This window comes from Streptomyces nidicola (genome assembly GCF_050106155.1).
GTDB lineage: Bacteria > Actinomycetota > Actinomycetes > Streptomycetales > Streptomycetaceae > Streptomyces.
On the sequence record NZ_JBNBPI010000001.1, the window covers coordinates 1,969,322 to 1,990,395 of the forward strand.

General features: G+C 70.7%; 18 protein-coding genes and 1 pseudogene. 7 read left to right on the forward strand and 12 right to left on the reverse strand.

The genetic code is table 11. The features are described 5' to 3' along the window. Positions 1 to 14: 14 nt before the first annotated feature. The 4 genes and pseudogenes from ACOKM3_RS09205 to tatA all read right to left on the reverse strand — a co-directional run. Entirely contained in the window at positions 15 to 1,067 is a 1,053-nt protein-coding gene (locus ACOKM3_RS09205; RefSeq protein ID WP_426898755.1) for an acyltransferase family protein, read from the reverse strand. After that, positions 1,064 to 1,645 (reverse strand): TerD family protein, encoded by a 582-nt coding sequence (locus ACOKM3_RS09210; protein WP_327657226.1) that lies wholly within the window; start codon positions 1,643 to 1,645, stop codon positions 1,064 to 1,066. The genes ACOKM3_RS09205 and ACOKM3_RS09210 overlap by 4 nt, the downstream gene beginning before the upstream one ends. Positions 1,646 to 1,740: 95 nt before the next feature. Beyond that, positions 1,741 to 2,316, reverse strand: a complete 576-nt coding sequence (locus tag ACOKM3_RS09215; protein WP_426898757.1) for a TerD family protein — start codon at positions 2,314 to 2,316, stop codon at positions 1,741 to 1,743. A gap of 69 nt (positions 2,317 to 2,385) precedes the next feature. Then, a pseudogene (tatA, locus tag ACOKM3_RS09220) lies at positions 2,386 to 2,547 on the reverse strand (Sec-independent protein translocase subunit TatA); the annotation flags it as partial. Between the two features lie 114 nt (positions 2,548 to 2,661). Here tatA and ACOKM3_RS09225 point away from each other — a divergent pair. After that, positions 2,662 to 4,155 carry an LCP family protein gene (locus tag ACOKM3_RS09225; protein WP_426898759.1) on the forward strand — a complete coding sequence of 498 codons (1,494 nt, stop codon included), beginning with the start codon at positions 2,662 to 2,664 and terminating at the stop codon, positions 4,153 to 4,155. Positions 4,156 to 4,203: 48 nt separating this feature from the next. Here ACOKM3_RS09225 and mgtA read toward each other — a convergent pair whose 3' ends face one another. The 8 genes from mgtA to ACOKM3_RS09265 form a co-directional block, all read right to left on the reverse strand. After that, the gene (mgtA, locus tag ACOKM3_RS09230; RefSeq protein ID WP_426898761.1) at positions 4,204 to 6,780 is read right to left on the reverse strand and encodes a magnesium-translocating P-type ATPase; all 2,577 of its coding nucleotides are present in this window, start codon (positions 6,778 to 6,780) and stop codon (positions 4,204 to 4,206) included. A gap of 10 nt (positions 6,781 to 6,790) precedes the next feature. Next, on the reverse strand, positions 6,791 to 7,150 hold the full coding sequence (locus tag ACOKM3_RS09235; RefSeq protein WP_403991729.1) for an ArsR/SmtB family transcription factor: 360 nt from the start codon (positions 7,148 to 7,150) through the stop codon (positions 6,791 to 6,793). A gap of 64 nt (positions 7,151 to 7,214) precedes the next feature. Beyond that, entirely contained in the window at positions 7,215 to 7,781 is a 567-nt protein-coding gene (locus tag ACOKM3_RS09240) for a Uma2 family endonuclease (protein ID WP_426898763.1), read from the reverse strand. Positions 7,782 to 7,831: 50 nt separating this feature from the next. Then, entirely contained in the window at positions 7,832 to 8,374 is a 543-nt protein-coding gene (locus ACOKM3_RS09245) for an MSMEG_1061 family FMN-dependent PPOX-type flavoprotein (protein ID WP_426898765.1), read from the reverse strand. A gap of 91 nt (positions 8,375 to 8,465) precedes the next feature. Next, positions 8,466 to 9,281 (reverse strand): ABC transporter permease, encoded by an 816-nt coding sequence (locus ACOKM3_RS09250; protein WP_426898767.1) that lies wholly within the window; start codon positions 9,279 to 9,281, stop codon positions 8,466 to 8,468. 12 nt (positions 9,282 to 9,293) lie between these two features. Beyond that, positions 9,294 to 10,160, reverse strand: a complete 867-nt coding sequence (locus tag ACOKM3_RS09255; RefSeq protein ID WP_426898769.1) for an ABC transporter permease — start codon at positions 10,158 to 10,160, stop codon at positions 9,294 to 9,296. Position 10,161: 1 nt separating this feature from the next. Next, entirely contained in the window at positions 10,162 to 11,376 is a 1,215-nt protein-coding gene (locus ACOKM3_RS09260) for an ABC transporter substrate-binding protein (RefSeq protein WP_426898771.1), read from the reverse strand. Between the two features lie 28 nt (positions 11,377 to 11,404). Beyond that, positions 11,405 to 12,511: an ABC transporter ATP-binding protein gene (locus ACOKM3_RS09265; protein ID WP_426898773.1), complete on the reverse strand. Its 1,107-nt coding sequence runs from the start codon at positions 12,509 to 12,511 to the stop codon at positions 11,405 to 11,407. 296 nt (positions 12,512 to 12,807) lie between these two features. On the opposite strand from ACOKM3_RS09265, the gene ssgD reads away from it, so the two are divergent. The 6 genes from ssgD to ACOKM3_RS09295 all read left to right on the forward strand — a co-directional run bounded on the left by ssgD (position 12,808) and on the right by ACOKM3_RS09295 (position 21,061). Beyond that, complete coding sequence (gene ssgD / locus ACOKM3_RS09270; RefSeq protein ID WP_426906745.1) at positions 12,808 to 13,167, forward strand: spore wall synthesis regulator SsgD; 360 nt, start codon at positions 12,808 to 12,810, stop codon at positions 13,165 to 13,167. A gap of 266 nt (positions 13,168 to 13,433) precedes the next feature. Further along, positions 13,434 to 15,083 carry an ABC-F family ATP-binding cassette domain-containing protein gene (locus tag ACOKM3_RS09275; RefSeq protein WP_426898775.1) on the forward strand — a complete coding sequence of 550 codons (1,650 nt, stop codon included), beginning with the start codon at positions 13,434 to 13,436 and terminating at the stop codon, positions 15,081 to 15,083. A gap of 59 nt (positions 15,084 to 15,142) precedes the next feature. Further along, the gene (locus tag ACOKM3_RS09280) at positions 15,143 to 17,443 is read left to right on the forward strand and encodes an ATP-binding cassette domain-containing protein (RefSeq protein ID WP_426898777.1); all 2,301 of its coding nucleotides are present in this window, start codon (positions 15,143 to 15,145) and stop codon (positions 17,441 to 17,443) included. Positions 17,444 to 17,526: 83 nt separating this feature from the next. Next, positions 17,527 to 18,303 (forward strand): dimethylargininase, encoded by a 777-nt coding sequence (gene ddaH / locus ACOKM3_RS09285; protein ID WP_426898778.1) that lies wholly within the window; start codon positions 17,527 to 17,529, stop codon positions 18,301 to 18,303. A 96-nt stretch (positions 18,304 to 18,399) separates the two neighbouring features. Next, a complete protein-coding gene (locus ACOKM3_RS09290; RefSeq protein WP_426898780.1) occupies positions 18,400 to 19,377 on the forward strand; it encodes an acyl-ACP desaturase in 978 nt (325 codons plus the stop codon). 301 nt (positions 19,378 to 19,678) lie between these two features. Beyond that, the gene (locus ACOKM3_RS09295) at positions 19,679 to 21,061 is read left to right on the forward strand and encodes a S41 family peptidase (RefSeq protein ID WP_426898781.1); all 1,383 of its coding nucleotides are present in this window, start codon (positions 19,679 to 19,681) and stop codon (positions 21,059 to 21,061) included. Positions 21,062 to 21,074 lie beyond the last annotated feature (13 nt).

A 21,074-nucleotide genomic window follows, 5' to 3' on the forward strand; every position in this document is an offset into this window, starting at 1 on the left:
AGCCTAGAACAGGCTCACTGACGAGCCGCGTCCCGCCTGAACGCCCACTCCATCCTCGGCTCCATCACGAACCGGAACGTCCGCTGCACCGGTGGTGTACACAGCACCGTGATCACGGTCGCCGCGATGAGTGTCACCACGATCTCGCCCCACGGCGTGTGCACCCAGTCGACCTCGTACCAGTCCCAGAAGCGGGAGCCCTTGGCGAGGAAGCCGTGCAGCAGATAGCCGTAGAGGGTGCCCGCGCCGAGCGCCGTGAACCAGAGCCTGCGCCCCGGCACCCACGCGAAGAAGCACGCGACGAGGATCGCCGAGCAGCCGAACATGGCCAGCGTCATGGCCACACCGGTCCAGCCGGGAGCGCCCAACTCCTGGGCGCTGTCGCGGCGGTAGAACCAGGCCGCGTTCATCCGCGGCACCGCCCAGTACGCGAACAGCAGCGCGGCCGCGAAGACCGGCACCGCGATGATCCGCGCCTCCTTGCGGCGCACCAGCTGGAAGTGCTCAGGCTTCAGGCACAGGCCGAGCACGAAGAACGGCAGGAACTGAAGGACGCGTTGCAGGTCCAGGTCGTCGCCGATGCTGGGCGAGACGGAGGCGAGCGCGGCGATGGAGAGCGCCACCGGCAGCGGCCACAGGATCACCTTCCACAGCGGCGTGGTCAGCCGCCACACGAACAGCGCGATCAGGAACCAGGTCAGGTACCAGGGGTCGAGCAGGCTGATCGGATAGCCCGGGTCGTCGCCCGCCGTCCGCTTGAAGAAGGTGTAGGCGACCTCGAAGACGACGTAGGGCACGGCCACGCCCGTGATCAGCCGCCTGAGCCGCTTGGGGCTCGCGTCGAAGGAGCGCGAGAAGTACCCGGAGATCACGATGAACGCCGGCATGTGGAAGGCGTAGACCGTGGTGTAGAGCGCGGCCGCGGCCCGGCTGTCGTCGCGCAGCGGCTCCCACGCGTGCCCCATCGCGACGAGCACGATCGCCAGGTACTTGGCGTTGTCGTGGAACGCGTCCCGGCCCTTGGCCGCCCTCACCTCCGTACGGGCCGGGACCGCCGTCAGACTCACAGGTGGCGGGTGATCGCGGGCATCAGGTCCTGGAAGGTCCGGCCCGCCGCCGGCTCCCCGATCGCTCTCAGCTTCCAGCCGGCGCCCTCGCGCTGGACCTTGGCCATGATCTGCGCGGTGTGGCCGCCGCCGCCCGCGAGGGTGTAGCGGGCGAGCTCCTGCCCGGTGGTCTCGTCGACGAGGCGGCAGTGCGCGCTGCCCACCTCGGCGAAGGTCTGCCCGGTGAACGAGTTCACGGTGAAGACGATCTGGTCCACCTCGCGCGGCACGCGCGGGAGTTCGACGGTGATGGACTCGTCGTCGGCCTGCCCGGTGCCGCCCACGAGGTTGTCGCCGCTGTGCCGCACCGAGCCGTCCTCGCTGACGAGGTGGCGGAAGAAGACGACGTCGACGTAGCTCTGCCCGGCGAAGAGCACGGCCGAGGCGTCGAGGTCGATCTCGCGGGTGCCGGTCAGCTTGGCGAGGAAGCCCTTGCGGGGCGCGGCCTGCCAGCCGAGTCCCATCCGTACGACGGTCAGGGCGTCGCCGGAGTCCTTGCTGAGGCTGATCTGCTGGCCCTTGGCCAGGTTCACGGACATGCGGTGCTTTCTGGTCGGGCGGTCGGATGGTTGCGTACGGGCGCCGCCCGCCCGGCTCACGGGGCGGGCGGGCGGCGCCACAGGCGGCGCCTGTCTCAGACGTTGACGCCGAAGTCCTGCGCGATGCCGGCGAGGCCCGAGGCGTATCCCTGGCCCACGGCGCGGAACTTCCACTCCGCCCCGTGCCGGTACAGCTCGCCGAAGACCATCGCGGTCTCGGTGGAGGCGTCCTCGGAGAGGTCGTAACGGGCGATCTCGGCGCCGCCCGCCTGGTTCACGACGCGGATGAACGCGTTGCGGACCTGGCCGAAGCTCTGGCCGCGCGACTCGGCGTCGTGGATCGACACGGGAAAGACGACCTTGTCGATCTCGGCGGGCACCCCGGCGAGATTCACCTTGATGCTCTCGTCGTCGCCCTCGCCCTCACCGGTGAGGTTGTCCCCGGTGTGCTCGACCGAGCCGTCCGGGCTGGTGAGGTTGTTGTAGAAGACGAAGTGCCGGTCCGAGAGCACCTTCCCGGACGCGTCGCACAGCAGGGCGCTCGCGTCGAGGTCGTAATCGGTGCCCGTCGTCGTGCGCACGTCCCAGCCCAGGCCGACCGTCACCGCGGTCAGGCCCGGCGCCTCCTTGCTGAGCGAGACATTGCCGCCCTTGGCCAGGGAAACTCCCACAGCTGCTACCTCCACATCATTTCCAACACTTGCGCAATGCTTAAAGTCGCCAGCTTAAAGTGGTGCCGCGGTCTCGTCGCTCTCCTTCATGGCCTTCGTCTCGCTCTTGAGGATGCGCAAAGACTTGCCCAGGGAGCGTGCGGTGTCCGGCAGCTTCTTGGACCCGAAGAGCACGATGATCACGACGCCCAGGACCAACAGGTGCCAGGGCTCCAGTGCGTTTCGGAACATGGCGTTCACCTCTTGTCGTGGTCGGACCGCGACCGGGGTGGGCGAGCCACCCCCACAGCCGCGCTTGCTACATTGCGCAACTGTACAACCAATGGGTGGACCGACAGCAAGGGCATGGGTATGGGGCGACGGCGTAAGCGCAGCCGACTGCGGATCACACTCGTGACGGGCCTTGCGATGCTCGTCCTGATCACCGGCGGCGCCGGGTGGCTGTACCTGAAGCTCAACGGCAACATCGACACGTTCGGCTCGGACGGCCTGTCGAGGAACCGGCCCGCCGACACGTCCAAGGGCGAGAACGTCCTGGTGATCGGCACCGACGCGCGCACCGGCGGGAACAGCGATCTCGGCGGCGGCGACAGCCACGACATCGGCCGCTCGGACACCGCGTTCCTGCTGCACGTCTACGCCGACCACCGGCACGCCGTCGGCGTCTCCATCCCCCGCGACACCCTGGTCACGATCCCGCCGTGCAAGCTGCCCGACGGTACGTGGAGCGGCACCCGCACCGACGTGATGTTCAACGCCGCCTATACGACGGGCCAGACCGCCGAGGGCAACCCGGCCTGCACCCAGAACACCGTCGAACAGCTCACGGGGCTGCGCGTGGACCACACCGTCGTCGTCGACTTCAAGGGCTTCTCGCAGCTCACCGACGTGGTCGGCGGGGTGAAGGTGTGCCTGCCCAACGAGGTCTACCAGAACGACCTCAACCCGAACCGGCCCACGCAGGGCAAGCGCCTCTTCAAGAAGGGCGAGCAGACCGTCTCCGGGCAGCGGGCGCTCGACTACGTCCGCATCCGGCACGGCATCGGCGACGGCTCCGACATCGGCCGCATCCAGCGCCAGCAGTCCTTCGTCTCCAGCCTCATCAAGAAGATCAAGTCCGACGGCTTCACCCCGACCAGGCTGCTGCCGCTCGCCGACGCCGCCACGAAGTCGATGACCGTCGACCCGGGCCTCGGGTCCGCGGACAAGCTCCTCGCGTTCGCGATGTCCCTGAAGAACGTCGACCTGCACAACACCAAGTTCGTCACCATCCCCTGGAAGTACGAGGGTGATCGCGTCGCCGTCGTGCACCCGGACGCCGACGCGCTGTGGGCGGCGCTCAAGGAGGACCGCACGCTCGACGGCAAGGACGCGAGCGGGAAGAAGGGCGGCGCCAAGGCGGGCGCCTCCCCCAGCGCGAGCGCCACCGACGAGGTCTCCGGCAAGGGCGCCCCCGGGGAGATCTCCGGCCAGGGCGTCTCCGTCAGCGTCTACAACGGCACCGCCACCCCCGGCCTCGCCGCCGACGCCGCCGCGGCGCTCACCGACCGCGGCTTCACCGTCCCGGCGACGGGCAACGCCGCCGACCGGACCCGGTCCACCACGACCATCACCTACGGCCCCGGCGAGAAGGCCCACGCCTCCGCCGTCGCCCGGCTCTTCCCCGACGCCGAACTGACCGCGGGCACGGCGCCCGGCATCGGCGTGGTCCTCGGCGCGGACTACCGGCCGGGCAGCGCGGCCTCGCCGACGCCGACCCCGACGACGGTGCCGTCCGGCGTGGCCGACACCGCGCGCTCGGCGGACCAGGACATCTGCTCGCACCTGTCGTACGGGTGACGGGCCGGGCCGTGTCCTACGGGTGACCGGGCCGGCCGCCCGGGTGCCTTACGGGAGGGCCGCCCAACTGCCGCGCCGCCGCAGCAGGACCAGCGCGAGCGCGTACGCCACGAGGATCGCCGCGAGCAGCGGATAGTAGAGCGGCGGCAGGCCCGAGACGCCGAGCCAGGGGCCGAGCGGGGTCAGCGGCAGCAGGATGCCGACGGCCGCGAGGCCCGTCGCCGCCCAGCGCACGGGGCCCGGCGTGCGGCCCTCGGCGGTGCGGCGGCCCGTGCGCAGCAACAGCATCACGAGGGCCTGGGTCAGCAGGTTCTCGGTGAACCAGCCCGCGTGGAAGCCCTGTTGGTCGCCCGGCCCGAGGGAGCCGGGCAGGCACAGCGCGAGGGCGCCGAAGGTCGCGAGGTCGGCGAGCGCGCCAAGCGCCCCGAATCCGGTGATGAAGCGCAGGAAGGGCCGGGGCCGCAGCACGGTGGGGCGGCGCAGCGCGGCCGTCCTGGGCCGGTCGAAGGCGAGCGCGAGCTGGGCCGCGTCGAAGCACAGGTTCTGGACGAGGACCTGCGGCGGAAGCATCGGCAGGAACGGCAGCAGCAGGCCCGCCGCGAGCATCGCGATCACGTTGCCCAGGTTGGAGGAGAGCGTGATCCGCAGGTACGAGGCGATGTTGGCGCTGGAGTGCCGGCCCGCCACCACGGCGTGTTCGAGCGCGGTGAGGTCCTTGTCGGCGAGCACCACGTGCGCGCTCTCGCGGGCCACGTCGACGCCTCCGGCGGGGCAGACGCCGACGTCGGCGGCGCGCAGGGCGGGCAGGTCGTTGACGCCGTCGCCGAGGAATCCGGCGGTGTGGCCGCGGCCGCGCAGGGCGGCGATGACGCGGGCCTTGTGGTCGGGCGTGCAGCGAGCGAACACGGTGGTGCGGGCGGCCAGCTCCCCGAGCCGCTCGTCGTCGAGGTGCTCGATGTCGGCCCCGACGACGACCTCGCCGGGCTCGATGCCGACGTCGCGGCAGACGCGGGTGGCGGTGGCCGGGTGGTCGCCGGTGAGCACCTTGACGGTGACGCCGCGCTCGCCGAGGGCGCGGACGGCGTCGTGCGCGGTGTCGGCCGGGGCGTCGTGGAAGGCGACGAAGCCCTGGAAGGTCAGGCCGCGTTCGTCGGCCGGGGTGTAGCCGCGGGGGCGGGCGGTGCGGTGTGCGGTGGCCACGGCCAGCAGGCGCACGCCGTCGGCCGCGAGCTCCCCGGCCCGCTTCCGCAGCGCGGCCCGCTCGTCCTCCTCGACGGCGCAGCGCTCCAGGACCTCCGCCACGGCGCCCTTCACGGCGAGGACGTGCACGCCCAGGGTGCCGGGTTCCTTGACGACGGCCGTGGCCAGTCGGCGTACCGGGTCGAAGGGCAGCGCGTCGACCCCGTCGTACGCGTCCCAGTCCTCGGGCCCGGTGGCCGCGAGCAGCGCCTCGTCGAGCGGGTCGGGGTCGGTGAGTTCGGCTGTCTGCAGGGTCCACCAGGCGGAGGCGCCCGCCCAGTGCAGGGCGTCGGGGTCGGTGCGCTCGGGGTCGACGGCCGGCTGGTCGCGGGTGAGGGTGCCGGTCTTGTCGACGCACAGCACGTCGACGGCGCCGAGGTCGTGCAGGGCGGGGAGGCGGCGCACGATGACGCCGTGCGAGCGGGCGAGGAGGGCGGCACCGCGGGCCAGGCAGATGGTGACGATGACCGGCAGCATCTCGGGGGTGAGGCCGACCGCGACGGCCACCGCGAACGGGAGGGTCTCGAGTCCCCGGCCGCGTACCGCCGCGTTCGCCATCAGGACCAGCGGCGGGGTCAGCAGCATGAAGCGGATCAGCACCCAGGAGATGCCGTGCACGCTGCGGTCGAAGGCGCTCGCGGGACGGTCGCGGCGCGCGCCGTGCACGGCGGCGAACCGGGTGTCGGCGCCGGTCGCGACGACGACCGCGGTACCGCTGCCGGAGGCGACGCTGCTGCCCTGGAACACCAGGTGCCCCTCGCCGTCCCCGTCCGGCAGATCGGCCGGCTCCTTCGGCACGGGCGCGGACTCGCCGGTCAGGGCGGCCTGGTGCACGGTGAGGCCGCGCGCCTTCAACAGGCGTACGTCGGCGGGCACGAGAGCGCCGGGCGCGAGGCGCACCACGTCGCCGGGCACGAGGTCGTCGACCGGTATCTCGCGCACCCGTGGCTCGTCGCCGGGGCCCTCCCTGCGCTGCACGCTCGCGGTGCCCGCGACCAGTTCGCGCAGTCCGGCACCGGCCCGGTCGGCCCGGTACTCGCCGTGCGCGCGCAGCACGCTGCTGACGATCACCAGGGCGAGGATGACGCAGGCCGTCCCCCAGGAGGCGACGAGCGCGGAGACGAGTCCGAGGCAGAACAGCACGGTGGTGAAGGGGTCGCGCAGGCTGCGCCACATCCGCAGCGGCCAGGAGGGCCGGCGGGCGGTGGGCAGGGTGTTGCCGCCGTGCCGGGCCAGGCGTTGTTCGGCCTCGGCCGTGGTCAGCCCGCGCGGTCCTGTGTCCAGGGCGCGCAGCGTCTGGAGCGCGGTCGGTCCTTCGGGGGCGGTACGCGGCTGCGGGAGCGATCCGAGGGCGTCGGTCCGCTCGGCCGGTTCGGGAACGGCCACGGGCCGGCCTTCAGGCCCCCGCGCCACGCAGGCGGCGCACCGGCGCCTTCGCCTGCTCGGCGCGCTCGGCGAGCTGGCCGATCATGAGGTGGACCACGCTCACGACCTCGGGGTCGTCGACGTAGTACACCTGCCGCCGGCCCTCGCGCCGGGACCGTACGAGGCCCGCGAGCTTCAGCTTGGTCAGGTGCTGGCTGACGGCGGGCAGCGCGCCGCCCACCCGCTCGGCGAGCCCGCTCACGTCGCTCTCGCCCTGCGCGAGGGCCCACACCATGTGCAGCCGCACCGGCGACGCGAGCAGCGCGAACGCCTCGGCCGCCTCGGCGAGCACGTCAGCCGACGGATCCTCGAACCGCCCGGCCTCTGCCACCACTGACCTTCTCCCGTCCCGCGCCGCACTCCCGGTATTCGTACGGGGCAAGTCTAGGCGGGGTTCAGATGGCTCCGAGGTCGACCGTCAGCTCGAAGGGTGCGGTGGCCTTGACCGTGCCGGTGAACACGTCGCCGTCCCGGTAGGCCTTGCTCGCGGGATCCAGCACGTAGGTGTAGACGATCGGGAGGCCGGTGACGGCCTGTTCGATGCGCCAGTAGAACGGGATCCCGGCCTTGGCGTACTGGTCGACCTTGACGATCCTGTCGGTGGTCTCCGAGCCGGGCGAGACGACTTCGACGACGAGGAGTACGTGTTCGGGGCGGGTGGGGGTGACATCGATGGTGTCGGCCCGGTACACGGTGACGTCGGGTCGCCGGTTGGTGAGGGGGACGTCCTGGAGGCGCACGTCGAAGTCGGTGTCGGCGTTCCAGTCCCCACCCGCGGCAGCGTCCAGGGCGTTGGCCAGGATGCGGGCCAGCCGGTTGTGACGCTTGGACGCGCTGGGGCTCACGACAACCATCCCGTCCACTACCTCGATACCGGCACACTGCTCCTCGGTCCAGGAGTCGTACTGCTCCGCACTGATCGGCGTGTGCATCCAGTCCGGTGCGACCATCTCCGCGGTCATGACGTACCTCCCTCGCCCGTGTCCGGAGCTTGCCGTCCCACGCGGCCAGCCTACTGTCCCCCGCCCTCCCACGTCTCCGGGCGCCAAAGCCCCGCGCGGTTCAACGACTGGGGGCAGTGGAGGTAGATCTCGTCGATGTGGAGGAGGAGGGCGAGGGTCGGCGGGACGCCCTTGAGCGCCATGTCCGGGAAGAAGGGGGCGTCGGTGAGGATGCGGGCGCGGCCGTTGACGCGCAGGACGTCCTTGGCGCCGGGTATCAGGAACAGCAGGCCCGCGTGCGGGTTCTGCAGGATGTTGTGGAAGCTGTCGCCCCTGCGATTGCCCGGCCGGTCCGGCAGGGCGATCGTGCGGTCGTCGACGACGTGCACGAAGCCGGGGCCGTCGCCGCGCGGCGACGTGTCGCAGTTGCCGTCCGCGTCGGACGTGGCGACCAGGCAGAACGGCGAGCGGGCCAGCAGCCCCCGGTCCTTCTCGGTGAGTTCCGCGTGCACCTTCTCGATCACGATGGGCCACGGCTCGCCGAGGATCTCGCGCAACTGCTCCGGGGAGCGCAACTCCTCGTAGGTGTCCGTGACATGCGGGACGTGCGACAAGCCGACTCCTGGGTCCGGGGGTGGTTGATCCCCGCACCTTATACGACGTTAAGTAAGGGTCGCCTTACAAGCCTCACGCCACAAGCCCCGGTCACACCCGGCTCCCCGCCGCCGTGTCCGACGACAGCCGCTGCGCCACGTACACGGGGATCACGGACAGCAGCACGAGGACGACGGCCACCACGTTGACCACGGGGGCCTGCTGGGGTCTGGACATGTTGGAGAAGATCCAGATGGGGAGGGTCTGGACGCCCGCGCCCGCCGTGAACGTCGTCACCACGATCTCGTCGAAGGACAGCGCGAACGCGAGCAGCCCGCCCGCCGCGAGCGCCGAGCGCATCAGCGGGAACGTGATGTCGCGGAACGTACGGAAGGTGTTCGCGCCGAGGTCCATCGCCGCCTCCTCGTACGAACCGGCCAGGCGGCGCAGCCGGGCCGCCACGTTGTTGAAGACGACAACGACGCAGAACGTGGCGTGGCCGACGATCACCGTGAACAGGCCGAGGCCGATGCCGATCGGTTCGAGGACCGTGCGGAAGGCCGTGTTGAGGGCGACGCCGGTGACGATGCCGGGCAGCGCGATCGGCAGGACCACCGCGAAGGAGATCGCCTCGCGGCCGAAGAAACGGTAGCGGGCCACCGCGAAGGCGACCAGCGTGCCGAGGACGAGGGCGATCGCGGTCGCGCCGATGCCCGCCTTCAGCGACGTCCACAGCGCGTCCCGCGCGCCCGCGCTGTGCCAGGCGGCGCGCCACCAGTCGAAGGTGAGGCCGGGCGGGGGCCAGCCCGAACTCCGGTCGGGGTTGAGCGAGTTGATGACGACCAGGAGCAGCGGTACGTAGATCACGGCGAAGCCGAGGACGGCCCCGGCGCGGAGCGCGATGCGTGCGGGGCGGGAGAGATGCATGCCGGGCCCCCTTCAGAGGCTGCTGAGCGCGCCCGTGCGGCGCACCACCAGCAGGTACAGGACGATGACCACGACCGGCACGGTGCCGAGCGCCGCCGCCAGCGGCAGGTCGAGCGTGATGTTCGCGTAGACGAGATTGCCGATCAACTGCGTCTTCCCGCCCACGATCTGGACCGCGATGTAGTCGCCGAGGCTGAGCGAGAACGTGAAGACGGAGCCCGCCGCCACCGACGGCAGGACGAGCGGGAACAGCACCGTGCGGAAGGTGCGCCAGGCGCGGGCGCCGAGGTCGGCGGAGGCGTCGAGCATGCTGTCGGGGACGCGTTCGAGCCCTGCGTGGATCGGCAGGATCATGTACGGCAGCCAGAGGTAGGTCAGGACGAGGACCGTCGCGACGAGTCCGTAGCCGGGGGCGCCCAGGCCGAACGGCTTCAACAGCCAGTCCAGCAGGCCTCCTTGGGCCAGCATGACGCGCCACGCGTACGCCTTGACCAGATAGCTCGCCCACAGGGGCGTGAGGATCGCGACCACCAGCAGCGGTCGCCACCGCGGCTTCGCGACGCGCACCGTGTAGAAGGCGATGGGGAACGCGATCACGATGCACAGCGCCGTCACGCCGAGCGCCACTCCCACGCTGCGCAGGGCCACTTGGCGGTACACGGCCGTCGTGAACAGCGCCTTGAAGTTGTCCAACGTCCACGTCCGTACGATGTCCGACGTGAACGGGTCCGTGGTCCACAGGGCGGAGAGGAACAGGACCGCGAGCGAGCCGAGGTAGGCCACGACCAGCCAGGTGAGCGGCGCGGCCAGCAGCAGGGACAGGCGGAGCCGGGGGCTGCGGTGCAGCGCCCCGGCGGCCCGCTTCGAGGTCAGTGGCACGTCACCCCTTGATCTCCGTCCACGCCTGCACCCACTTCGCGTACGGCACGCACTTGGTGTCGGTGCGGCCGTCGAGGCACTGCGGGATGGGCGTGGTCCAGAAGTGGACCTTCTTCCAGTACGCGGCGTCATCGGCGTGATACGTCGCGCAGTGCTTCGGGTCGCTGGTCTCCTCGCAGGCCTTCGCATTGGCGGGGGCCTCGCCGAAGTACTCGGCGACCTGGGCGTTCACCTTCGGTGAGACGATCCAGTCGAGCCATTTGTAGGCGCAGTTGGGGTGCTCGGCCTTCGCGGACACCATCCAGGTGTCGGACCAGCCGGTGGAGCCCTCCTTGGGGAGGACCGCCTTCACGGGGGCCTTCTCGCCTTGCGCGGTGTTCAGGATGACCTGCCAGCTGGTGCCGACGACGGAGTCGCCGCTCTTGAACGCGGAGACCTCCTTGAGGTAGTCGCTCCAGTACTCGCCGACGTTGGCGTTCTGCTTCTTCAGCAGGGCCACCGCCGCGTCGAACTGCTTCTGGTCGAGGGCGTACGGGTCCTTGATGCCGAGGTCCGGCTCCGTCTTCATCAGGTACAGGGCGGCGTCGGCGATGTAGATCGGCGAGTCGTACGCGGTGACGCGCCCCTTGTGCTCCCCGGCGTCGTCGAAGACGGCCTTCCACGAGTCCGGCGCGGGCTTCACCTTGTCCGTGCGGTACATGAGGAGGTTGGCGCCACGGCCGTGCGGGATGCCGTACGCGACCTTCTTGACCGAGTTCCAGGGCTGCATCTTCAACCCCGGGAAAACGTCCCGGTAGTTGGGCACGAGTTTGGTGTTGACCGGGGCCGCGTCGCCGGACGCGATCAGGCGCAGCGAGGCGTCGCCGGAGGCGGAGACGGCGTCGTACTGGCCCGTCTTCATCAGGTTGACCATCTCGTCGGAGGTTCCGGCGACCTTCGTGGAGACCTGACAGCCGGTCTGCTTCTCGAAGGGGTGCACCCAGTCGACCTTGGGGTCGTTGGAGCCGTCCTCGGCGTAGCCGGCCCAGGCGATCAGGTTGACCTTGCCCTCGGTCTTGCCGAGGGACTTGGGGGCGGACATCTTCGGCGGGGTGAAGCCCTGGCCGCCGGGCGCGCTCTTGGCGCCACCGCCGCCGTCGTCGGAGGAGCCGCAGGCGGTGGCGAGCAGCAGCCCGCCGAGCGCGGTGGCGGCCATCAGGGTCCGGGTTGCGCGCACGTGAACACTCCCAGGTCGTCGGGGTGACTCAACTTGGCTGGTGCAGAGGGATGTTGTGCCGTCGGTGCCAGCGCAGCAGGACGCGGGCGCCGGGCGGTGCGGGGGCGTCCGCCGTGTCGTCCGCGTCGACTTCGGCTCCGGCTCCGGCTCCGGTTCCGGTTCCGGCTCCGGCTCCGGCTCCGATGTTCTGGCGTACGACGACGAAGCGCACGCCCGCGTCGGTGTCGACGACGACGCGGGTGCTGTCCCCCAGGTACACGGCGTCGGCCACGGTGCCGCGCACCTCGCTGTGGTCGTCGCGATCGTGCTCCGCCCCGGGGTCGAGGACCCGGATCTTCTCGGGTCTGACGCCGAACGTCCCGGGTTTCCCCACGAGCAGTTCGGCGGCGGATCCGGTGAGCGTGTTGGAGGTGCCGACGAAGGACGCGACGAAGGCGGAGGCCGGGGCCTCGTACAACTCCCTTGGCGTGCCGACCTGTTCGACGCGTCCCGCGTTCATGACGGCGACGCGGTCGCTGAGGGCGAGGGCCTCGGCCTGGTCGTGGGTGACGAGGACGAAGGTGATGCCGACCTCGCGCTGGAGCTCCTTCAGCTCGACCTGCATCTGCTCGCGCAGCTTGAGGTCCAGGGCGCCGAGGGGTTCGTCGAGCAGCAGGACGCGGGGACGCACCACCAACGCCCTTGCCAGGGCGACGCGTTGGCGCTGGCCGCCGGAGAGCTGCCCCGGCCTGCGCCCGCCGAAGTCCTCGAGCCGCACGGACGCGAGGGCGGCGCGGACCCGCTCGGCCTGCTCCCGGCGCGGGACGCCGCGCACCTTCAGGCCGTAGGCGACGTTCTGCTCGACGTTCATGTGCGGGAACAGGGCGTAGTCCTGGAAGACGGTGGTGACGTCGCGCTCGAAGGGGGCGCGCCGGGTCACGTCCTCACCCGCGAGGTGGATCGCCCCGCCGGAGGGGGTCTCGAAACCGGCCACGAGCCGCAGCACGGTCGTCTTGCCGGACCCGGAGGGCCCGAGCAGCGAGAAGAACTCGCCCTCGGCGACGTCGAGTTCGATCCCGTCGACGGCCCGCACCTCGCCGAACGACTTGCGCAGCTCCCGCAGCCCGATCGCTGCGCTCTCCTTGGCGGTGGCCATAGTCGTAGATCATGCACACTTCAATGACGGCCACAAGGGTGCGGGCGCATGCCACCCGGCTCGACGAGCACTCCCCCGCCCCAGAGAGTGCCGACGGTCACACCAGCACCACGGTTGAATCCGGTGACAGAGGTCACTCGAATTTCGACCGGCTTCAGGCGCACGGATTCCCTCATTCCGCCGTCTATTCATATGAGGCCGTGCAGTGGTCCCACCGTCCAGCCGTCACAAGGGAGCAGGCGTTGTCCGTCATCGAGCAAGCCGTCGAGGCCCGTCTCGTCGCCGCCGCGCCGCGCATGGCGCACATTCCGGCGACTCTGCGTTACGACGTGCGCGATCCGTTCGCCGTGCGCATGTCCTTCCCGGCCCCGGCCACCCTCGAAGGCGTCGCCGTGAGCTGGACCTTCGCCCGTGAGCTGCTCGCCACCGGGGTGAGCTCTCCGGCGGGCGCGGGCGACGTGCGGGTGAAGCCGTACGGGTACGACCGCACGGTCCTGGAGTTCCACGCGACGGAGGGGACGGCGATCGTGCACATCCGCACCGGCGAGCTGCGCCACTTCCTGGCGGAGACGACGGAGCTGGTGCCGGTCGGCGAGGAGGCGTCGCACGTGGACGTGGACGCCGACCTGGAGGAGCTGCTGCGGGACGCCTGCTGAAATTAATTCCTTTGACGGCCCCTGGAGGGGCTCCTATCGTGGTCGTCGGTTCTGTTGCCGTCGATTGGAGAAGGACGTTGCTCGACTGAGGTCCTGAGACACCGCGCAAGTGACGCAGTCGCGTCATGTCGTCGTGCGTGTGCGACCTCGGTACCCCGAGCCGTCCTCCCCGCCGGAACAGGCCCTTTTTTGTGGCCCTCGCCCCCGCGGTGTCTCGAACGCGTTGCATCCCACCCGTTCGCACCGAGCAACCGCGAGGCCACCTCATGTCACATCCCCAGAACTACTCGGGCTCCGCTCCCGCCTCCGTCGCCTGCACCGCCCTCGACTTCGCCTGGCCCGACGGCACCGGCGTCTTCGACGGCCTCCAGGTCTCCTTCGGCCCCGGCCGCACCGGGCTCATCGGCCTCAACGGGTCGGGGAAATCAACCCTGTTGAAGCTGATCGCCGGTGAGCTGTCCCCGGCCGAAGGCACCGTGCGGGTGTCCGGCGAGGTCGGCTACCTGCCGCAGAACGTCACCCTCGACACGGCGCTCCGCGTCGATCAGGCGCTCGGCATCGCCAACGCCCGCGCCGCCCTGCACGCCATCGAGGCCGGCGACGTACGGGAGGAGCACTTCACCGCGGTCGGCGACGACTGGGACGTCGAGGAGCGGGCACAGGCCATGCTCGGCGAGCTCGGTCTCGGCCACATCGACCTGGACCGCACGATCGGCGAGGTCTCCGGCGGCGAGTCCGTGCTGCTGCGGCTCGCCGCGCTGCTCCTGCGCCGACCGGACGTACTGCTGCTCGACGAACCCACCAACAACCTCGACCTGCGCGCCAGGCAGCGCCTCTACGCCGCCGTGGAGGCCTGGTCCGGAGTCATGATCGTGGTCAGCCACGACCGTGAACTCCTCGACCGCGTCGACCAGATCGCCGACCTGCGCGACGGCGAGGTCGCCTGGTACGGCGGTAACTTCTCCGCGTACGAGGAGGTGCTCGCCGCCGAACAGGAGGCGGCGGAGCGGATGGTGCGGGTCGCCGAGTCCGATCTGAAGAAGCAGAAGCACGAACTGACCGAGGCCCACGTCAAGCTGGCCCGGCGCAAGCGGTACGGCCAGAAGATGTACGACACCAAACGTGAACCGAGGGCGGTGATGAAACTGCGCAAACGGTCGGCCCAGGTCTCCGCGGGCAAGCACCGCATCCTGCACGAGGAGAAGCTCGCCGAGGCGAAGGAACGGCTCGACGAGGCCGTGGAGGCGGTGCGCGACGACGACGAGATCCGCGTCGACCTGCCGTACACCGCCGTGCCACCGGGCCGCTCCGTACTCACCCTGCGCGAGCTCCAACTCCCTTACGGGGCACGGGTGGACGGCGAGTGGGAGCTGCGCGGGCCCGAACGCATCGCGCTCGTCGGGCGCAACGGCGCGGGCAAGACGACGCTGCTGCGCACCATCGCGGGCGAGCTCGACCCGGTCGCGGGCGAGACCCTCGCGCACGTGCCCCTGCGGTTCCTGCCACAGCGACTCGACGTGCTCGACGAGGAGCTGAGCGTCGCCGAGAACGTGGCACGGTTCGCGCCGGACGCCACCAACAACCGGGTGCGGGCGCGGCTCGCCCGCTTCCTGTTCAAGGGGGCCAAGGCCGACCAGCCGGCGGCGACCCTGTCGGGCGGCGAACGCTTCCGGGCGGCGCTCGCCGCGCTGATGCTCGCCGAGCCCGCGCCGCAGCTGCTGATGCTGGACGAGCCGACGAACAACCTGGACATCGGATCCGTGCGCCAGCTGACCTCGGCGCTTGAGTCGTACGAGGGCGCGCTCGTCGTGGCCAGCCACGACCTGCCGTTCCTGGAGTCGATCGGCGTGACGCGGTGGCTGCTGATGGACGGGACGCTGCGGGACACGACGCTGGAGGAGCTGCGGGCCGCGTAACACAGAAACGGTGGGATACCCGACAAAAGGTGTCGGGTATCCCACCTAGCGTCGTCGGCATGAACTACCTGCACATCGTCGGCGCCCGCGAGAACAACCTCCAGGACGTCACCCTGGACATCCCCAAGGAGCGGCTCACCGTCTTCACCGGGGTGTCCGGCTCGGGCAAGTCGTCCGTCGTCTTCGACACCATCGCCGTGGAGTCGCAGCGGCAGCTGAACGAGACGTACACCTGGTTCGTCCGCAACCGGCTGCCGAAGTACGAGAAGCCGCACGCGGACGCCCTGGAGGAGCTGACGCCCGCGATCGTCGTCGACCAGAAGCCGATCGGCGGGCACTCGCGGTCCACGGTCGGCACGATGACCGACGTGTACTCGGTGATCCGCGTGCTGTTCTCGCGGCACGGGACACCGAGCGCGGGGCCCGCGACCGCGTACTCGTTCAACGATCCGAGCGGGATGTGCCCGGAGTGCGACGGGCTCGGCCGCACCGTGCGCCCCGACTACGAGCGCATCCTCGACCCGTCGAAGTCCCTCGCCGGCGGCGCGGTGCTGTTCCCGCCGTTCGCCGTAGGGACCTGGCAGGGGCAGACGTACACGAACACCACCGACCTCGACACCAGCAAGCCCGTACGCGAGTTCACCGCCGCCGAGCGGGAGTTCCTGATGCGCGGGCACGGGCGGAGCGTGAACGTCGCCAACACCGGCGGCCGCCGCGACATCGACTTCGAGGGGCTCGCCGACCGCTTCGAGCGGCTGTATCTCAACCGGGACCTGTCGACGCTGAGCCAGCGCACGCGCGACCTGGTCGGCCGGTTCCTGACCGAGGGCACCTGCCCGGTCTGCGACGGGGCGCGCCTGAACGCCGCCGCGCTCGCCACCCGCGTCGAGGGCCTGAGCATCGCCGAGTGCACGCGCATGGAGGTCGGCGAGCTGATCCCCGTACTGCGCCGCATCAAGGGCGCGGTGGCCGGGCCGATCGCCGCGGCCGCCGTCACCGCGCTGGAGCGCATCGAGGCGATCGGCCTCGGCTATCTCAGCCTGGACCGGGAGACGTCGACGCTGTCCGGCGGCGAGGGCCAGCGCCTCAAGACCGTGCGGCACCTGGGCTCCAGCCTGACCGGGATGACGTACATCTTTGACGAGCCGAGCGTCGGCCTGCACCCGCGCGATGTGGGACGCCTGAATGATCTGCTGCTGCGGCTGCGCGACAAGGGGAACACCGTGCTCGTCGTCGAGCACGACCCCGATGTCATCGCCGTCGCCGACCACATCGTCGACATGGGGCCGGCGGGCGGCGCCGACGGCGGGCGCGTGGTCTTCGAGGGCACGCCGGGCGCGCTGCGGCGCGCGGACACGCTCACCGGCCGGTGCCTGCGCCGCACGGGCGGGGTGAAGGACCACCCGCGCGCGGCGACCGGCCACGTGACCGTCGAGGGGGCCCGGGTCCACAACCTCAAGGACGTCACCGTGCGGGTGCCGACCGGGGTGCTCACCGCCGTCACCGGGGTCGCCGGGTCCGGCAAGAGTTCCCTGGTGTCGGGGGCGCTGTGCGCCGCGCACCCGGAGGCGGTGGTCGTCGACCAGTCCTCGATCGGGATCTCCGGGCGCTCCACCCCGGCGACGTATCTCGGGATCATGGACACCGTACGGAAGGTGTTCGCGCGCGAGACGGGCACGGAGTCGGGCCTGTTCAGCTTCAACTCCGGCGGCGCCTGCGAGCGCTGCGAGGGGCGCGGCGTGATCTACAGCGATCTGGCGTTCATGGACCCGGTGACCACGGTGTGCGAGGCGTGCGGCGGGCGCCGCTTCAAGGACGAGGTGCTCGGCCTGACCGTGCGCGGCCGCAGTGTCGCGGACGTGCTCGACATGACGGCCGCGCAGGCCCTCGACTACTTCGCCGACCTCGACGAGAAGGGCGTACGCCGCCGCCTGCAAGCCCTGCACGACGTCGGCCTCACGTATCTCACGCTCGGCCAGCCGCTCAGCACCCTCTCCGGCGGCGAGCGCCAGCGCATCAAGCTGGCCACGCAGCTGCACCGCACCGCGGCGACGTACGTCCTGGACGAGCCGACCACCGGGCTGCACATGGCGGACGTCGACGGGCTCGTGGCGCTGCTCGACCGGCTCGTCGACACGGGCAACACCGTGGTCGTCGTCGAGCACAACCTCGATGTGATCCGGCGGGCCGACTGGATCATCGATCTGGGCCCGGAGGGCGGCCGGCAGGGCGGGGAGCTGCTTTTCGAGGGCACGCCGGCCCAACTGCTCGACGCGGAGGGCTCGTTCACGGCGGAGCACCTGCGGCGGGCCGTCGCGGGCGCGGACAGGCCCGGTGAGAGGGAGGTGACGGCCGCGTAACAGGGGATTCCGCGACACGTGTCGCCCTGTGCATGATGTGCGCACCGTCACATCGTCCGTCGTCATGGAGCCTGGAGTCCGCCGTGCCCAGCAAGAAGGCCCTCGTCCGCCGCCCGGGACCGCGCATCGCGGACGGGCTCGTCACCCACATCGAGCGGACCCCTGTCGACGCCGCGAAGGCGCAGGAGCAGTGGAAGGGGTACGTGGACGCCCTTGAGGCGCACGGCTGGGAGACGTTCCTGGTGGAGCCGGTCGACCTGTGCCCGGACGCGGTGTTCGTCGAGGACGCGGTGGTGGTCTTCCGCAACGTCGCACTGATCACCCGGTCCGGCGCCGAGTCGCGGCGCCCGGAGACACCGGGCGTCGAGGAGGCCGTGGCGCGGCTGGGCTGCTCCGTGAACTGGGTGTGGGAGCCGGGCACCCTGGACGGCGGCGACGTACTGAAGGTCGGTGACACCATCTACGTAGGGCGCGGCGGGCGCACCAACGCGGCGGGCGTGCAGCAGTTGCGCGCCGTCTTCGAGCCGCTCGGCGCGCGCGTGGTCGCCGTTCCCCTCTCCAAGGTGCTGCATCTGAAGACGGCGGTGACCGCGCTGCCGGACGGCACCGTCATCGGGCATCCGCCGCTGGTCGAGCACGCCTCGCTGTTCCCGCGCTTCCTGCCGGTGCCCGAGGAGTCCGGGGCGCATGTGGTGCTGCTCGGCGAGGACCGGCTGCTCATGGCGGAGAGCGCGCCGAAGTCGGCGGAGCGGCTCGCCGACCTCGGATACGAGCCGGTTCTGGTGGACATTTCCGAGTTCGAGAAGCTGGAGGGCTGTGTGACCTGCCTCTCAGTTCGCCTTCGAGAGCTCCACACGTAACCACCCGTCTTTATGGGGCGCTTAACCTACGGCAACGTAACCTACGACACCGTAGGTACAACCGCTCGTCTTACCTCCGTCCCCCAGGAGCCTGTCGTGACCGTCATCTCCCCCCGCCTCGGCTCGTCGACCACATGGACCGACGCCCGCCTGCTTCACGCGCTGGAAGAAGTGGTCGAGCAGGAGCTCAACCGGCATCTCAAGGTCGCCAAGGACTGGATGCCGCACGACTACGTCCCGTGGTCCGACGCCCGCAACTTCCCCGAGTTCTTCGAGGACGGCGAGGCCTGGGACAAGTCGCAGTCCAAGGTCACCGAGGTCGGCCGCGTCGCCCTCATCGTCAATCTGCTCACCGAGGACAACCTCCCCAGCTACCACCACGAGATCGCCTCGCTGTTCGGCCGCGACGGCGCGTGGGGCACGTGGGTGCACCGCTGGACGGCCGAGGAGGGCCGGCACGGCATCGTGATGCGCGACTACCTGCTCGCCTCGCGCGCCGTCGACCCGAACCAGCTGGAATCCTTCCGGATGTCGCACATGAGCGAGGGCTTCGAGTCGGACAACCGGCACTCGATGCTGCACTCGGTCGCCTACGTCTCCTTCCAGGAGCTGGCCACCCGCATCTCGCACCGCAACACCGGCCACCAGTCCGGCGACCCGGTCTGCGACCGCATGCTCGCCCGTATCGCCACGGACGAGAACCTGCACATGGTCTTCTACCGCAACCTCCTCAAGGCCGCGTTCGAGATCGCCCCCGACCTCACGATGCAGGCCGTGCGCGACGTCGTCGTGAACTTCCGGATGCCGGGCCACGGCATCCCCGGCTTCGAGCGCGCGGCGGCGCAGATGGCGATCGGCGAGGTCTACAACCTGCGCATCCACCACGACGACGTGATCCAGCCCGTGCTGCGCTTCCTCAAGGTCATGGAGATCGACGGCCTCGGCCCCGAGGGCATCAAGGCGCAGGAGGAACTGGGCCTGTTCATGAACGGCCTGGACACCGAGGCCTCCAAGTTCGACGAAAAGCTGGCGGCCCGCAAGGCACGGATGGCGCAGCGGGCGGCTGCGTCGTAGGACCTCAAGAGGTGCGGGGGTCGTCCAGGGCAGGACGGCCCGGGCAAATCCAGCCCCTCGCCCTTGAGGAGCACCCCCTCCAAGGGCGGACCACCGGGGCAAATCCAGCCCCTCCGGCGATTGAGGAGCGGGGTCCGGGGCGGAGCCCCGTGGCGTGGGGGCGCAGGCGATACACCGGCACTGCCGAGGAGCGGGGGCTGGCCCCACCCTCGATCAACCGGACAGCCGGATGGCCAGGCAGCCACCAGGTCGGCGACCGTAGAGCCGTCCTGAGCAAGCCGCCTACCCAGAAGGCAGGATCGTGCGCCTCGTCACGGCCACCGCCACCGCCCTCGCCCTCGCCGCCCCGACCGCCACCGCCACCGCCACAACCCACCGGCCGCCCACCGACGGAGTCTGGCGGATGGACGGCTACGGCACCGTTCTGTCCATCCGGGACGGAAGATTCCAGGAGTACCAGACCACCGCCGTCAGCTGCCTGAAGGGCGATTCCGCGCAACGGACCGGCCCCACCGCCTACACCCTGCCCGACGGCACCGTCCTCACCGTGCGCACCCACGGAGACCGCGACCACGCGTCCCTGCGGACGGACGGCTCCGTCGGCGACCGCAACCTGCGCCGGATCCCGAAGCTGCCCGACACCTGCACACGTCCGGCCCCCAAGGGCCCCCGCGCCGCCTTCGACGTCTTCTGGCAGTCCTTCGAGGAGAACTACCCCTTCTTCGCCGCCAAGGGCATCGACTGGCACGCCGTCCGCGACCGATACCGCCCGCGTGTACACGCCGGGACGACGAGGGACGAGCTCTACGCCGTCTTCAGCGAGATGGTCGGGCCGCTCCACGACGCCCACGTCGCCGTCCAGGACGGTGATCGCGTTTTCGCGCAGCCGCGCCCCGGCACCGTCGTGCCCACCGAGGACCTGGACGCCAAGGTCAAGAAGTTCATCGTGGCGCGCGACCTCAAGAACGCCCGCACCGTCCAGGACTTCGCCAACGGGCGGATCACCTACGCCGACCTCCCGGGCGGGCAGGGCTATCTGCGGATCTCCGGCTTCGGCGGATACGCGGACGACGGCGCCCCCTACGCCGCTCAACTGGCCGAGCTCGACAGGGCGCTGGACACGGCCCTCAGCCGGGAGCGCACCCAGCGCCTGAAGGGCCTCATCATCGACCTGCGGATCAATGGCGGCGGCTCCGACGCCCTCGGAATCCACATCGCCGAGCGCCTCACCGACGCCTCCTACCTCGCCTACTCCAAGCGGGCCCGCAACGATCCAGCCGACCCCACCCGGCACACCCGCCCCCAGCCCGCATACGTGGCGCCCGCCCAGGGGCCCCGGTACACCGGGCCGGTCGCCGTGCTGACCGGCGGCTCGACCGTCAGCGCGGGAGAGACCTTCACTCAGGCCCTCATGGACCGGCCCGGCAGGACGGTCCGGATCGGACAGCCCACCCAAGGCGTCTTCTCGGACGTCATGACGCGGCGGCTCCCCAACGGCATGTCGGCCTGGCTTCCCAACGAGGAGTTTCTGACCCGGTCGGGCAGCACCTTCGACGGCACGGGCATTCCGCCGCATCTCAAGGAGCCGGTCTTCACGAAGGAGGAGTTCGCCAAGAAGAGGGACTCGGCCTTCGACAGGGCTCTGAACATCCTGCGGAACGGCGGCGGTGCCACAACGGACTGACGCAGGCCGGCAG

Bases quoted from the DNA above. Each gene is read 5' to 3' on its own strand.
- ACOKM3_RS09210 (WP_327657226.1), bottom strand. From the start codon at position 1,645: ATGTCCGTGAACCTGGCCAAGGGCCAGCAGATCAGCCTCAGCAAGGAC.
- ACOKM3_RS09225 (WP_426898759.1), top strand. From the start codon at position 2,662: ATGGGTATGGGGCGACGGCGTAAGCGCAGCCGACTGCGGATCACACTC.
- ACOKM3_RS09240 (WP_426898763.1), bottom strand. From the start codon at position 7,781: ATGACCGCGGAGATGGTCGCACCGGACTGGATGCACACGCCGATCAGT.
- ACOKM3_RS09250 (WP_426898767.1), bottom strand. From the start codon at position 9,281: ATGCATCTCTCCCGCCCCGCACGCATCGCGCTCCGCGCCGGGGCCGTC.
- ACOKM3_RS09265 (WP_426898773.1), bottom strand. From the start codon at position 12,511: ATGGCCACCGCCAAGGAGAGCGCAGCGATCGGGCTGCGGGAGCTGCGC.
- ssgD (WP_426906745.1), top strand. From the start codon at position 12,808: ATGGCGCACATTCCGGCGACTCTGCGTTACGACGTGCGCGATCCGTTC.
- ACOKM3_RS09275 (WP_426898775.1), top strand. From the start codon at position 13,434: ATGTCACATCCCCAGAACTACTCGGGCTCCGCTCCCGCCTCCGTCGCC.
- ACOKM3_RS09280 (WP_426898777.1), top strand. From the start codon at position 15,143: ATGAACTACCTGCACATCGTCGGCGCCCGCGAGAACAACCTCCAGGAC.